Origin of the sequence: Actinocorallia herbida, assembly GCF_003751225.1 — a bacterium.
In the GTDB taxonomy this organism is placed as follows: Bacteria; Actinomycetota; Actinomycetes; order Streptosporangiales; family Streptosporangiaceae; genus Actinocorallia; species Actinocorallia herbida.
The window spans coordinates 3,928,444-3,941,930 of record NZ_RJKE01000001.1 but is presented as its reverse complement, the minus strand read 5'-3'; the positions used below and the strand labels follow the sequence as shown (position 1 = coordinate 3,941,930).

13 protein-coding genes are annotated in these 13,487 nt (G+C 73.2%); 2 read left to right on the top strand and 11 right to left on the bottom strand.

Features of this window, described 5'->3' with window-relative positions:
- Positions 1-5 precede the first annotated feature (5 nt).
- Positions 6-629 carry a hypothetical protein gene (locus tag EDD29_RS18275; protein ID WP_123665570.1) on the bottom strand — a complete coding sequence of 208 codons (624 nt, stop codon included), beginning with the start codon at positions 627-629 and terminating at the stop codon, positions 6-8.
- A 268-nt stretch (positions 630-897) separates the two neighbouring features.
- Between EDD29_RS18275 and EDD29_RS18270 the strand changes: the two genes are divergently transcribed.
- Complete coding sequence (locus tag EDD29_RS18270; RefSeq protein WP_123665569.1) at positions 898-1,617, top strand: SDR family NAD(P)-dependent oxidoreductase; 720 nt, start codon at positions 898-900, stop codon at positions 1,615-1,617.
- A gap of 204 nt (positions 1,618-1,821) precedes the next feature.
- On the opposite strand, the gene EDD29_RS18265 is transcribed toward EDD29_RS18270, so the two are convergent.
- From EDD29_RS18265 to EDD29_RS18225, 9 genes are all read right to left on the bottom strand, one after another.
- Positions 1,822-2,454: a helix-turn-helix domain-containing protein gene (locus EDD29_RS18265; protein ID WP_123665568.1), complete on the bottom strand. Its 633-nt coding sequence runs from the start codon at positions 2,452-2,454 to the stop codon at positions 1,822-1,824.
- Positions 2,455-2,655: 201 nt separating this feature from the next.
- Positions 2,656-3,138 carry a nucleoside deaminase gene (locus EDD29_RS18260; protein ID WP_123665567.1) on the bottom strand — a complete coding sequence of 161 codons (483 nt, stop codon included), beginning with the start codon at positions 3,136-3,138 and terminating at the stop codon, positions 2,656-2,658.
- Positions 3,135-4,109: an isopenicillin N synthase family dioxygenase gene (locus EDD29_RS18255; RefSeq protein WP_123665566.1), complete on the bottom strand. Its 975-nt coding sequence runs from the start codon at positions 4,107-4,109 to the stop codon at positions 3,135-3,137. Before EDD29_RS18255 ends, EDD29_RS18260 begins: the two co-directional genes overlap by 4 nt.
- 139 nt (positions 4,110-4,248) lie before the next feature.
- A complete protein-coding gene (locus EDD29_RS18250) occupies positions 4,249-6,966 on the bottom strand; it encodes a molybdopterin-dependent oxidoreductase (RefSeq protein ID WP_123665565.1) in 2,718 nt (905 codons plus the stop codon).
- Positions 6,963-7,778, bottom strand: coding sequence for an FAD binding domain-containing protein (locus EDD29_RS18245; RefSeq protein WP_123665564.1), 816 nt, complete (start codon positions 7,776-7,778; stop codon positions 6,963-6,965). Before EDD29_RS18245 ends, EDD29_RS18250 begins: the two co-directional genes overlap by 4 nt.
- Before the next feature lie 131 nt (positions 7,779-7,909).
- Positions 7,910-8,773 carry an amidohydrolase family protein gene (locus EDD29_RS18240; RefSeq protein WP_123665563.1) on the bottom strand — a complete coding sequence of 288 codons (864 nt, stop codon included), beginning with the start codon at positions 8,771-8,773 and terminating at the stop codon, positions 7,910-7,912.
- The gene (locus EDD29_RS18235) at positions 8,770-9,711 is read right to left on the bottom strand and encodes a 3-hydroxyacyl-CoA dehydrogenase NAD-binding domain-containing protein (protein ID WP_123665562.1); all 942 of its coding nucleotides are present in this window, start codon (positions 9,709-9,711) and stop codon (positions 8,770-8,772) included. Before EDD29_RS18235 ends, EDD29_RS18240 begins: the two co-directional genes overlap by 4 nt.
- Positions 9,708-11,642 (bottom strand): acetoacetate--CoA ligase, encoded by a 1,935-nt coding sequence (locus EDD29_RS18230; protein ID WP_123665561.1) that lies wholly within the window; start codon positions 11,640-11,642, stop codon positions 9,708-9,710. Before EDD29_RS18230 ends, EDD29_RS18235 begins: the two co-directional genes overlap by 4 nt.
- Complete coding sequence (locus EDD29_RS18225) at positions 11,639-12,388, bottom strand: crotonase/enoyl-CoA hydratase family protein (protein ID WP_246053422.1); 750 nt, start codon at positions 12,386-12,388, stop codon at positions 11,639-11,641. The genes EDD29_RS18230 and EDD29_RS18225 overlap by 4 nt, the downstream gene beginning before the upstream one ends.
- A 144-nt stretch (positions 12,389-12,532) precedes the next feature.
- Between EDD29_RS18225 and EDD29_RS18220 the strand changes: the two genes are divergently transcribed.
- The gene (locus EDD29_RS18220; protein WP_123665560.1) at positions 12,533-12,952 is read left to right on the top strand and encodes a MarR family winged helix-turn-helix transcriptional regulator; all 420 of its coding nucleotides are present in this window, start codon (positions 12,533-12,535) and stop codon (positions 12,950-12,952) included.
- A gap of 15 nt (positions 12,953-12,967) precedes the next feature.
- Here EDD29_RS18220 and EDD29_RS18215 read toward each other — a convergent pair whose 3' ends face one another.
- Positions 12,968-13,432, bottom strand: a complete 465-nt coding sequence (locus EDD29_RS18215; protein ID WP_123665559.1) for a DUF3237 domain-containing protein — start codon at positions 13,430-13,432, stop codon at positions 12,968-12,970.
- Between the last annotated feature and the right edge of the window lie 55 nt (positions 13,433-13,487).

Below are 13,487 nucleotides of genomic sequence, written 5' to 3'. Positions count from 1 at the left end.
CACCGTCAGACGGGGATCTCGGCGGCCGCCCGCTCCGGCCGCCGGACCGCGGCCAGCGCGAGCAGCACCAGGGACAGCCCTGCCACGACCGTCCCCGGGATGATCCACAGCCCTTCCTTCACCGGGATGCCGGGCCCGCCGATCATGACGACCGTGGTGAGGATGAGACCGGCCCCCGCCAGCCGCACCGACCCGCGCGACCCGCTCCGGGCCAGCCCGCCGCCCAGGATCAGCATCGCCAGGATCCACACGCTCCCCGCGACCGCGTTGACCGTGCCGCCCGCCCCCTTTTCGAGGCCGGCCGCCACGTCCCCCGGCAGCGGGGCGACGAAGGCCTCGAACCAGGCACCCGGCCCGAGCGCGGCGAACGCGAGCGCGAACAGCACCCCGCCCGTCATGACGATCCGCGACGGCCTGACGACCCCGCCCACGGCCAGGACCAGCGGCAGGCCCGCCGCCACGAGCAGCCCACCCAGGCCGAAGATCAGGTGCGCCGCCTCCCAGGTGGCCGCAGCGTGCGCCGCCGCGTTGTGCTCCAGCGGGTGCAGCACGTTCCCGACCGCGAACAGCACTCCCCCGCCGCCCACCAGCCCCGCACCCAGCCCCCGAACCCCCACGGACGTCACCATTCCCTCGTTCTCCTCGCCTACCGCCGGACGGCCTCCCCACCCGGTCGACCCCCACTCTGCGCCGCACCACTTGGCGAACACTTAAAGGACACCCCGCCCGCCGACGAACCGCGGTGAGGCGTCACCTCCGGCACTGGGGAGGATCACTCGCGGGCCTCCGTCCTCCGGCCCGCGATCGGTCGGCGACGCCCGCTCGGCGGCCATGCCCGGGTGAGATGTTCGCGTTCGCGCGAGACACCGGACCGGTGTCCGGCTACCGTCACGCGGTATGACGCTCAAGGGGAAGACGGCACTGGTGACCGGCGGCTCACGGGGCATCGGACGGGCCATCGTTCGGAGGCTGGTCGACGAGGGGGCGCGCGTCGTCTTCGGATACGTGCACGACCGGGAGGCCGCCGAAGCGCTCACCGCGGAACTGGCCGGCGTCGTGGCGGTCCGGGCCGACCTCGCCGATCCGGAGAGCGTCGACGCGCTGTTCGGCCCGGTCGGCGACGGGCTCGACATCCTGGTGAACAACGCGGCGATCAACCCGCCCCGGCTCATCGGCGAGGTGACCGCCGCGGACTTCGACCGGGTGATGGCGGTGAACGCGCGCTTCCCGCTGCTGGCGATGGGCCGGGCGGCGACGGTGCTGCGCGACGGCGGGCGCGTCATCAACATCTCGACGCTCAACACGGTCCTGCCCGCTCCCGGGATCGCGCTCTACGCGGCGAGCAAGGCCGCCCTCGAGCAGTTCACCGCCGTGGCCGCCCGCGAGTTCGGCCCCCGGGGCATCACCGTGAACACCGTCTCGCCGGGCGCGACCGACACCGACCTGCTGCACGCCGCCAACCCGCCCGAGGCCCTGGAGCAGACCAGGCTCCTCACCGCCCTGGGACGGCTCGGCGAGCCCGCCGACATCGCCGCGGTCGTCGCCTTCCTCGCCGGACCCGACTCCGCCTGGATCACCGGCCAGAACCTCCGCGTCACCGGCGGCCTCATCGTCTGACCCGCACGCGTCCTGACCCGCCCGAGCGGGTTCGATCGACCCGTCCCAGGGTCGTGCGCGTGCGGCGGCCTGGCGGGTGCGCCCTCGTCTCCTGGGTCGTCGGGTGCCCGGGAAACCCTTACCCCGGACGGCCTCAAGGTGCGGAGGCGGCGCGGGGTGGCGTCTCGGGGGAATCGAGTACCCGGTGAACCTACCCGGACGGCCTCAGGGTGCGGCGGCAGCGCGCGGTGGCGCCTCGGGGGCGCCGGGTGGGGGGCTGTAGGAGAGGACGAGGTGGACGCGGTCGGTGCCGAGGACCTTCCAGCGGTCGAAGACGTTGTCGGCCAGGGAGATGAAGTCGCGCGGGCCCAGGGTGTACACGCCGTGCCCGGCGACCTCGACCTCCAGCGTCCCGGAGACGACGTAGATGGCGGAGACGCCCGGGGCGCCGAACCACTCGCCGACGTACTGGTCGGGCTGCAGGACGTACTCGAACACCGAGAGGGGCGCCCGCCGATGGGAGAGCAGGATCCTGCCGTGGCCGGTGTCGGGCCGGTCACTGATCGGGACGAGTTCGCCCTCGTCGCTGCGCACGACGGTGACCTCGCCGTCGTCCGACAGCGGCGGCAGCAGGTCGCCGGGCCGTGCGCCCAGCGCCTTCGCCAGGCGGTAGACCGTCGACAGCGACGGGGAGGCCGCCCCCTTCTCTATCTGGCTCACGTAGGGCTGGCTGACGCCGCACGCCGCGGCGAGCCCCGTCACCGAAAGCCCCGCGCGCTCCCGCAGCTCCCGCACCTGCCTGCCGATCGACTCCGCGATGTACGCGTCGGACGTCGGGGGCTGCGTCGGGTTCGGCACTGTCGCGCCTCCTGGTCACTCGTCGGATGCGTGGTGGTCGTCGATTATCGCCGCCCGCGAAGGCGCTCCCGCGCCCGGCGGCCGACGCCCCGCCGCCTCCCGCCCGTCCCCGCTCCACTTCCCAAGCCCCGGCACCCCACCACCTCCCGCCGTTCCCCACTCCGCCTCCCGCGCCCCGGGGCACGGTGTGAGCCCGGCCGGTCAGGTCCAGAAGCCGACGTGCGGAGCCTCCGCGGCGTCCTCCAGCAGCGGGCCGAGCACCTCGACGACACGCTGACCGCGGGCGAACACCTCGCGGCACGGCAGTGCGAGCGTCGGGTTCTCGGGATGGTTCCCGGTCAGCGCGAGGAGCCGGGACTCCGACAGGGCGTAGACGACCCGGCCGATCCCGGTCCAGTAGATCGCGCCCGCGCACATCGCGCAGGGTTCGGCGCTGGTGAACAGGGTGGCCCCGCCCAGCCCGCCCTCCGGCGCCGCGCGGGCCGCGGCGGCGGCCGCGAGCAGTTCGGCGTGCCGGGTGGGGTCGCCGCCGGGCGGCAGCGAGTCGTTGACCGCCTCGGCGAGGACGTCCCCCCGGGCGTCGGCGACCAGCGCGCCGAACGGATGGCGGCCCCGTGCCCGTGCCTCCCCGGCGAGCGCGATGGCCCTTTCCAGCAGGCGCAGGTCGGCGGGAAGGGGCGTCACGACACCGTCGCCGCGCCGGCGCGCTCGGTGAACCAGTCGGCGGCGACCACCGGCGCGTAGTCCGCGCCCCCGCCGATGGGTGGCGCGAACGGGGTGACGACCTGGTCCATGTCGGCCTCCATGAACATGATGACGCTGATGAGCTCCTCGGCGGGTGCGTCCGGGCTCGGTGGGAGGACCCGGTGGCGGGTCGAGCGCCAGCGGTCGCCGGTCCAGCGGGCGAGGAGGTCGGCGATGTTGATGGTGAAGGCCCCTTCGACGTATGGAGCATCGGCCCACTCGCCGGAGGGGGTCTGGACCTGGAGGCCGCCGTATCCCGGCTGGCGGTCGAGGATCGTCAGCATCCCCCAGTCGGTGTGCGGGGCCACCCGGTACTGGCCGTCGAGGGCCCTGCCCACCTCCGCCAGGGCCGGGTAGCGGTTGATGTTGAAGGTGTGCGGCGAATCCAGCGCGCGGTCCAGAAAGTAGCGCTCGGGCAGCCCCAGCGCCGTGGCCAGCATCGCGAGGAGGTCGTAGTACAGCTCGCGCGCCTCGGCCATCCAGCGCTCGCCGAGCGCCTGGAGCGCGGGCACCTCCTCCGGCCAGACGTTCGGGGCGAACCAGGCCCGGTCGATCTCGGTGTTCCCGGTGCTGTGGTCGCGGCCCAGGCTCAGGCTCTCCTTGAGGTCGGCCTTCGCGGGGTCGGCGTCCTCCCCGTAGAAGGAGTTCGCCTCGGCCCCCTTCGCGAGCCAGCCCCGCCCGCCGACCTGGGTGCGGTAGACCTCCTTGGCCTCGCCCGGCAGCGAGAAGAACTTCTTCGCCTCGACCCGCAGCTCGGCGAGCAGCCGCTCGTCGATGCCGTGCCCGGACACCAGGAAGAACCCGGAGTCCCGCATGGCCCGATCGAGCCGTCCGGCCAGCTCCGCCCGACGCGCCTCGTCTCCCGAACGCCAGACCGAGACGTCGATGAGCGGAATGTCAGGTGTGGCCACGGCGGACTCCTTCGTTCTGCGCCGCACTGCGGCGGATCGCTCCTCCCATTACACACGCCCCCGCCTCCAGAGGCAAGGCTTATGATCATAAGCAACACCTATGAAACCGCCGCGAAACCGGCAAGTTTCCGCGCGCAGTTCACTCCACAACTCCCGCTTCCCGGAGGGCGAGCCAGACACGGTCGCGGGTCAGCGGAAGCGCGGTGAAGCGGACCCCGGTGGCGTCGCGCAGGGCGTTGGCGAGGGCCGGGGCGACGGGGTTGAACGGGCTCTCGCTCATCGACTTGGCGCCGAGGGGCCCGATCGGGTCCAGGGTGTCCACGAAGTGGACCTCGGTGCGGGGCGTGTCGGCGTATTGGGGGACCCGGTAGGCGCGGAACGAGTCGGTCTCGACCGCTCCCCCGGCGTCCAAGCGCACCTCCTCGTAGAGCGCCGCGCCGAGCGCCTGCGCCACGCCGCCCTCGATCTGGCCGCGGCACTGCGCCGGGTTCATCACCCGGCCCGCGTCGGCCGCGTGGACGCTGCGCAGCACGCGCAGCTCCCCGGTTCCCGGGTCGACCGCGATCCGGAACCAGTGCGCGTTGAAGGCGACCGAGCGCGGGGTGCCGTCGAAATGCCCGGCGGCGGCGAGGTCCTGGCCCATGGCCCGCGCCGCGGCGTGCAGCTCCTTGAGGGTCAGCAGGCCGCCCGGGTGCGCGACCCCTTCCTCGGTGAGCCGGCACGCCGCACGGGCGACGCCGACGCGGGCCGCGGCGAAGTCCACGAGGAGGTCGGCGAGCCCGCGGCAGGCCCGCAGGGTCGCCTTGCCCGCGATCATGACGCCGGTCGAGCCGTACGCGCCGGTGTCGTGCGGCACGAGGTCGGTGTCGGACTGCCGCACGGAGATCCGCTCGACGGTCGTGCCGAGCTCGGCCGCGGCGATCTGCCGGTGCACGGTGGTGGTGCCGTTGCCGAACTCGGCGGTGCCGACCGCGAGGCGGTACGAGCCGTCCGGCAGGAGCGCGGCCCGGACATCGGCGAAGTGGCCGCGCGGCGGGCTCGTCGCGATCATCGCCAGCGCCGTGCCCTCCCCGACCAGCCAGCCGTCCGGCGCGGGCGTGCCGCCCGGCTCGTCCTGCGCCGCGCGCAGCACCTCAAGGCACCGGTCGAGCCCGTAGCTGGCGACGTACAGGTCGTCCTCGTCGCCGTCGTGCAGGGGCTCCTCCGGGCCGATGACGTTCACCGCGCGCAGATCCAGCGGGTCGAGGCCGAGCCGGACGGCGAGTTCGTCCAGCGCCGACTCGACGGCGAACATCACCTGGCCGAGCCCGTACCCGCGGAAGGCCCCGGACGGGAGGGCGTGGGTGTAGACGGCGTAGGCGTCCACCTTCTTGCTCCGCGCCCGGTAGACGGCCAGGGATTCGCCGATGCTGTGGAACATCACGCCGGGCCCGTGGTTGCCGTAGGCGCCCGTGTCGGAGACGATCCGCAGTTCGAGCGCCGTCAAGGTGCCGTCCCCGCGCGCGCCCGCCTTGACCGCGACGGTGAACGGATGCCGGGTCGTCGCGCCGTGGAACTGCTCGGCGCGGGTGTACTCCAGCTTGACGGGACGGCGCAGCCGCAGGACCGCGAGCGCGACGATGTCCTCGACCAGCATCTCCTGCTTGCCGCCGAAGCCCCCGCCGACCCGTCCCGCGACGACCCGGACGCCGTCGTGCGGCAGGTCGAACAGCCGGGCCAGGGCGCGGCGGGCGAGGAACGGCGTCTGGGTGCTGGACCGCACGACGAGCCGGCCGGCGTCGTCCAGCCAGGCCACCGCGCCGTGCGTCTCCAGGGCCGCGTGCTGCACCCGCTGCGTCCGGAAGGTCCCCTCGTAGACGACGTCGGCGGCGGCGAAGCCCGCTTCGAGGTCGCCCTCCTCGACATGCGCCTCGGCCACGACGTTGTCCTCCGGCCGCGCGATCCCCGCGACGGCCCCGTCCTTGGCGTGGACGACGGGGGCACCCGGGCGCATCGCCTCCTCCGGGTCGAGGACCGCCGGGAGCACCTCGTAAGCCACCTCGATCAGGCGGCGCCCTTCCTCCGCGGCGGCCTCGCTGTCGGCGACGACCGCCGCGACGCGCTGCCCGACGTACCGGACCGTGTCGTCGAGGACCCGGGTGTCGGCCGGGTCGTCCGTGGCGTGCTCGTGCAGGCCGGTGGAGAACAGCCGGTCCGGCGCGTCCTCGTGCGTGAGCACCGCCTGCACGCCCGGGACCCGCAGCGCGGCCGAGGCGTCGATCGCGACGATCCTGGCGTGCGCGTGCGGCGAGCGCAGCAGCTTCAGGTGCAGCAGGCCCGGGACGTCGACGTCGAAGGTGAAGCGCGCGGTGCCCGTGACGATCCGGGGTCCGGCCGGCGCGGGAAGGCTGCGGCCCACGGTCTCCCCCGCCGCCGCCTCCTCGATGTTGCACCTGCCGCGCACGGCGTCCTCGATGGACCGGTATCCGGTGCACCGGCAGAGGTTGCCCTTGAACGCCCTGGGCAGGTCGGCGAGCTGGTCCCCGTCGAGTTTCGCCGTCGTCATCACGAATCCGGCGGTGCAGAAGCCGCACTGGAAGCCCTGCGCGTCCAGGAAGCGCTGCTGGACGGGGTGCGGCTCCCCGTCCGGTCCGGCGAGCCCCTCGATCGTGGTGATGCTGCGGCCTTCGGCGCGGAACGCCGGATACAGACAGCTGTGCACCGGTTCGCCGTCCACATGGACGGTGCAGGCGCCGCAGTCGCCGGTGTCGCAGCCCTTCTTGACCCCGAACCAGCCGCGCTCACGCAGGTAGCTCCGCAGGCACTGGCCCGGCCGCGGCTCCTCGGCGTGGACGCCGCCGTTGACCTCGATGCTCAATGAACGTCCTCCAGTTCCCGGCGGATCTCCTCGGCGCTCCGCAGCGTCATGTGCCGCCGCCACTCGGGAAGGCCGTGCACGTCGTCGAACCACCCGCCGCCGACGGCCTCCTCGAGCGCCGCGCGCAGCCGCGAGGCCGTCGGCAGGGCGGGGAACCCGACCTGGACGGGCTTGGGCGTCGAGGCGGTGACGGTGATCGTCACCGCGCCGTCCACCGGATCGAGCGCGCCGATGACCAGGACCGCGGAGCGGCCGAGCCCGTACAGCGACGCCTGCCGGAAAGCGGTCCGGCTGTTCAGCGCGCGGGCGGGCAGCGTGATCGAGCGCAGCAGTTCCCCCTCGGTGAGAGCGTTCTCGCCCGCGCCGGTGACGAACTCCGCGACGGGCAGGGTGCGCCGTCCGCCGTCCCGCGCCAGGAGCAGGCACTCCCCGTCGAGCGCGGCGGTCAGCGAGATCATCGGACCCGCCGGGAGCGCGTTGCACAGGTTCCCGCCGACGGTCGCCATGTTCCAGATCTTGAACGAGGCGAGGAAGGCCCGGCAGCACTGCTCGAAGAGCGGCGCGGCCGCCCGGTCCAGCGCCGCGGCGAACCGGGACAGCCGCGCGATCGTGCAGGTCGCGGCGATCTCCACCGCCCCGCCGGGCAGTGCGGCGGCCGGGGTCCAGCCGGTCCGGCTCAGGTCCAGCAGGCGGCGCAGGTGCGGCTGCGGCTCGGAGAACAGGTAGGTGCCCCCGGCCAGCCACGCGTCGCCGGGCTCCCAGGTCACGAGCCGGCTCGCGTCCCGTACCTCCACGACGTCGTTCAGATCCATGACGGCCAGTCAAGCAAGGCGACCGGCCCGAGCACGATCACCGCGCCCTACGGAAATTCGGCGCTTCCCGCCGCGCTCTCTGGAGGATCGCCCAATCCTCCCCACCAGCCGGAACGCGCTCCGCGCCCGGCTCAGAGCCCGAGCAGGCGGACGGCGTTGTCCTTGAGGATGAGCGGCCGGGCGTCCGGCTTGATGTCGAGAGCGGCGAAGTCGGTGAGCCAGCGGTCCGGGGTGATGAGGGGGAAGTCCGAGCCGAAGAGGACCTTGTGCCGGAGCTGCCGGGAGGCGGCCTGGACGAGCCGGGGCGGGAAGTACTTCGGCGACCAGCCCGACAGGTCGATGTGCACGTTGGCCTTGTGAGTGGCGATCGAGATGGCCTCGTCCTGCCAGGGCACCGACGGATGGGCGAGGATGATCTTGAGGTCGGGGAAGTCGGCCGCGACGTCGTCGATGAGCATCGGGTCGGAGTAGCCCAGCTTGATGCCCCGGCCGCCGGGCAGGCCCGCGCCGATCCCGGTCTGCCCGGTGTGGAAGAGGGCGGGGACGCCGAGTTCCTGCAGCGCCTCGTACAGCGGGTAGAAGGCCGTCTCGTTCGGGGCGAAGCCCTGGAGGCTGGGGTGGAACTTGAACCCGCGCACCCCATGGTCGGTGACCAGGCCGCGAGCCCTCGTGACGGCCTTCGCACCCGCGTGCGGGTCGACGGAGCCGAACGGGATGAGGACGTCAGGGTGCTGCGCGGCCGCCTCGGCGATCTCCTCGCTGGACAGCGCCGGGTGCCGCAGGGCCGTCGAGGCGTCGACGGTGAAGATGACGGCGGCCATCCGGCGCTCCCGGTAGTGGGCGGCGATCACGTCCACGGTCGGGGTGCGGTGCTCGGCGGATTTGAAGTATGCGGAGGACGCCTCCATCAGCTCGTCGTCCAAGGCGAAGTGCCCGTGGGCGTCCTGTTCCACGTGCACGTGGAAGTCGATGGCGGTCAGGTCGGCGACGTTCACGGGGTGGTCCCTCCCAGGGTTGCGGTGGCGGCCTTGGCGGTGATCAGCAGGTGCAGGAGCGCGTCCCGGTCGGCCACGACGGCCGCCATGTCGACGTCGTGGAACTCCTCGTCGACTCCCGCGACGATGGCCCGGACGAGCTCGGGGGTGAGCCGCGGCGCGCCGAGGTCGGCCCAGATCTCCTCGGTGGGCGGGCCGAGGTGCGCCAGGATGTGGGCGATACCGCCCGCCCCGCCGGAGAGGTGCTGGTTGGCGAACGGGCCGAGCAGCGCCCAGCGCAGGCCGGGCCCGTGCGCGATGACGGCGTCGAGATCGGCCACGTCGGCCGCGCCGCTCGCGACGAGCGAGTACGCCTCCCGCCACAGCGCCGCCTGGAGCCGGTTGGCGAGGTGGCCGGGCAGCTCCCGCCGGACCCGGACGGGCCGCCGGCCGAGGCCGCGGTAGACCGCCATCGCCGACAGGACCGCCTCCTCCGAGGTCGCCCCGCCCGGCACGACCTCGACCAGCGGGATGAGGTGCGGCGGGTTGAAGGGATGGCCCACGAGGACGCGCTCGGGATGCCGGGCACAGGCCCGCTGGATCCTGGACGGGGTGATGCCCGAGGAACTGCTCGCCAGAACCGTCGCAGGAGGGGCCGCCTCGTCCAGGAGCGCGAACAGCCGGTCCTTGGCCTCGGTCCGCTCCGGCCCGTTCTCCTGCACGAAGTCCGCGTCCGCGACGGCCTCGGAGGCGTCGCGGGTGAAGGCGAGCCGGTCCGGTGACGCGCCTTCGGCGAGCCCGGTCAGGCGCAGCGCGGGCCAGTGCGCCGCGACCGCCGCCCGCAGCGCGTCCTGCGCGCCCGGTGCCGGATCGGTGGCGACGACGTCGTGCCCGTGCGCGAGGAGCAGCGCCGTCCAGCTCGCCCCGATGACGCCCGTGCCGACGATCGCGGCCTTCATGCCCGCCTCCAGGTGGTGAAGACGTCCAGCGACGCCGGATCGGCGAGCACGTCACGGCTGGCGACGTCCTCGGGGCGCGCGCCGAGCAGGATGCGCTTCGCGGGCACTTCGAGCTTCTTGCCCGTCCGGCTGCGCGGAATCGCGGTGACGCGCTCGATCCGATCCGGCACATGGCGGGGCGAAAGCTCGGTGCGCAGGGCGGTCTTCAGCCGGGCCCGCAAGGCGTCGTCGAGGTCCGTCCCGTCGGTCTGCACGAACAGCACGAGCTCGCCCGGCCCGCCCTCGGCGTCCTCCAGATGGACGACCAGGCTGTCGACGACCTCGGGCAGCTCCTCCGCGACCGCGTAGAAGTCCGCCGTGCCCAGCCGCACGCCGCCCCGGTTCAGGGTGGCGTCCGACCTCCCGGCGACGACGCAGCGCCCGTCCTCGGCGAAGCGCACCCAGTCCCCATGCCGCCAGATCCCGGGATAGACAGCGAAATAGGCGGCCCGGTAGCGGCTCCCGTCCTGGTCCCCCCAGAACCCGACCGGCATCGACGGCATCGGCTCGGTGATCACGAGTTCGCCGAGCGCCCCGACGACCGGGTTCCCCTCCGGATCGAACGCCTGCGCCGCGACCCCCAGGCACGGCCCGGAGATCTCCCCCGCCCACACCGGCTGCCACGGCGAGCCCTGCAGGATGCCCGTGCACACGTCGGTGCCGCCGGAACCGACGTTCAGCAGCACCCGGTCGCCGAACTGCGCGTGCACCCAGTGGTAGCCCTCGGCCGCCAGCGGGCTGCCCGCCGCGCCGAGCTGGCGCAGCCGGGGCAGCGCGAACTCCTCCCCGGGGCTGATCCCCGCCTTGCGGCAGGCCATCAGGTAGCCGGGGCTCGTCCCCATCAGCGTGGCGCCGGTCTCCTCGGCCAGCCTCCACTGCTCGCGCAGGTCGGGGAAGGCCGGGTCGCCGTCGATCAGCACCAGCGAGGCGCGCACGGTCAGCGCCGAGACCAGCGCGTTCCACAGCATCCACGCGGTCGTGCTGAACCACAGCATCCGGTCGCCGGGACCCAGATCCCAGCTCAGCGTGTGGTTCTTCAGATGCTCCAGGAGGACGCCGCCGTGCCCGTGCACGATCGCCTTCGGCAGCCCCGTCGTCCCCGAGGTGAACAGCACGAACAGCGGATGGTCGAACGGAACCGGGTCGAACCCCTCCGCGCCGGGCTCCGCCAGCAGATCGTCCCAGCCCACCGCGTCCGCGACGGTGAAGGGCCCATAGGGGACTCCGACCGTGTGGGCGAGGTCGGGCAGGGCCGCCCGCAGCTCCGCGACCTCGGCCGTACGGTCCACGTCGCGGGTGCCGTACCGGTAGCCGCCGATCGCGAGCAGCACCTTGGGTGCGAGCTGCCCGAACCTGTCGATGACGCTCCGGACGCCGAACTCCGGCGCACACGACGCGAACACCGCGCCGAGGCTCGCCGTCGCCAGGAACGCCACGATGGTCTCGGGGATGTTCGGCAGATAGGCGACGACCCGGTCGCCCTTCCCGACGCCGAGCCGGCGCAGCCCGGCCCGGGCCCGCGCGACCTGCTCGCGCAGCTCGCCGAAGGTCAGCTCGACGCCGGGACGGGTCTGCGATCGGGCCACGATCGCGACGTCGTCGGCGTCCTGGGGCAGCCCCAGCGCGTGCTCGGCGTAGTTCAGCGTCGCTCCGGGGAACCACCGGGCGCCCGGCATAGCGCGGCTCTCCAGCACCCGCGCGGGCGGGTTGTGCGCGCGGACGCCGCAGTACTCCCAGATCGACGACCAGAACCCGTCGAGATCGGTGACGGACCAGTGATGCAGAGCCGGGTAGTCGGCAAACTCCAGGCCGCGTTCGGCTTCGAGCCAGGCGGCGTACTGCCCGATGCGGCTCGCGCTCGGGTCCCGCGGGGTCGTCAGCGGCTCGGTCATCGCGTCACCTTTCCGGCCCGGCCTTCCAGGAACGCGCGCATCCGCTGCTGCGCGTCCTCGCCGCCCGCCGCGACGGCGGACATCAGCGACTCCAGCAGATAGCCCTGCCGCGGATCGGCTTCGGCGATCCGCGGAAGCGCGCTCAGCACCGCGAAGTTCGAGACGGGGGCGTTCCCGGCGATCCGCTCGGCTAGTTCGACCGCTTTGTCCAGAGCCTCACCCGGGCCGACGAGATAGTGGGACAGGCCTGCCGCCTGGCCTTCGACGGCGTCGTAGACCCGTCCGGTGAGCATCAGGTCGGTCATCCGGTGGGCGCCGATCAACCGCGGCACCCGCACCGAGCCGCCGCCGCCGACGAACAGGCCGCGCTGCCCTTCCGGCAGCGCGTAGTACGCCGACTCCTCGGCGACCCGGATGTGCGCGGCGGCCGCGAGTTCGAGCCCGCCGCCGATCACCGCGCCGTGCAGGGCCGCGACGACGGGCAGCGTGCCGTTCTCGATCCGGTCGAACGCCCGGTGCCACATCCGGGAGTGCAGCACGGACTCCCAGGTGGACCGCTCGGTGAGGTCCGACAGGTCGAGGCCCGCGCAGAAGTGCGCGCCTTCGGCGGCGAGCACGATCGCGCCGACGCCTTCGGGGGGCACCGCGAAGAACCGCTCGAGCTCCAGGATCGTCGCGGTGTCCAGCGCGTTCCGCTTCGCCGGGCGGCTCAGCCGCAGCACGGCGACGCTACCGCGCGTCTCCACTGCCAAGGGGGGCAAGATCTCCTCCAAAATCATCAGGTTTCCTGATAACAAGATTCCTGATAATGCCGGGCATCCGGGCCGATGGCAAGGCCCCGATATGCTGTTTTCGACAGGGTTCCTGAGAGATCGCGAACGGGAGTGGGCATGCCGCAGCCGTCCCTGCTGTACTCGATCAAGCAGGTGGAACTGGCCACCCGGGCCCGGCTCGACGAGTTGCTCAGGCCCTCCGGGCTCACCACGCTCCAGTACACGGCGCTCACCGTGCTGGAGCGCAGGAGCGGGCTGTCCGGCGCCGAACTCGCCCGGAACTCCTTCGTCACGCCGCAGTCCATGGCGGACGTCATCGCGGCGATCGAGCGCCGGGGGCTCATCAGCAGGTCCGTCGACCCGGCCAACCGGAGACGGCACATCCTCGGCCTCACCGACGCCGGCCGCCGCTTCCTCGCCGAGTACGCCGAACCGGTCGCGGCGCTCGAGGAGCAGATGCTGAAAGGGTTCACGGGAACCGAGCGCGAGGCGTTCCGCGACTACCTCAACCGCGCTCGGACCGCCGTCACCTCCTGACCTCCGGAAGCGGGCTCAGCGCAGGGCGTACATGCGGATGGCGACGGAGTGCTCGCCTGCGTCACGGGCGAGTCCGACGAAGACCGTGCGGGTGAGCCACAGGTGCGCGGGGGCGTCGGTGCGGAAGACCGGCGAGGTCCGGTAGTAGACGCCGGGTTCGCTGATCCGGAGGGCGCCGTCGTGCTGGACGGGGGCGTCCGGGTCGTCCTCGTGGTGGTAGCCGCGGTTGGCGATGTCGATGACCGCGCCGTCCTCGGCCCGCAGGAGGTAGCGGGCGTCGAGCTCGCAGACGCTTCCGCGGGTGCCGGACCAGTCGCCGCCGCCGGGCAGGACCGTGCCGCGCAGCAGCGGTCCGGTCACGGTGCCGCCGGTGATGGGGGTGAACTCGGTGCGCTCGCCCGAGCCGTGCCCGACATGCAGGGTGGGGGCGAGGTCGGCGCGGATCTCGAACGCGAAGGTGAGGCCGGGAAGCTCGGACAAGGCAAGTCCTCGGGGTAGAAGGCGGACCGGCCGCACCGGGAACCGTGCGGCCGGT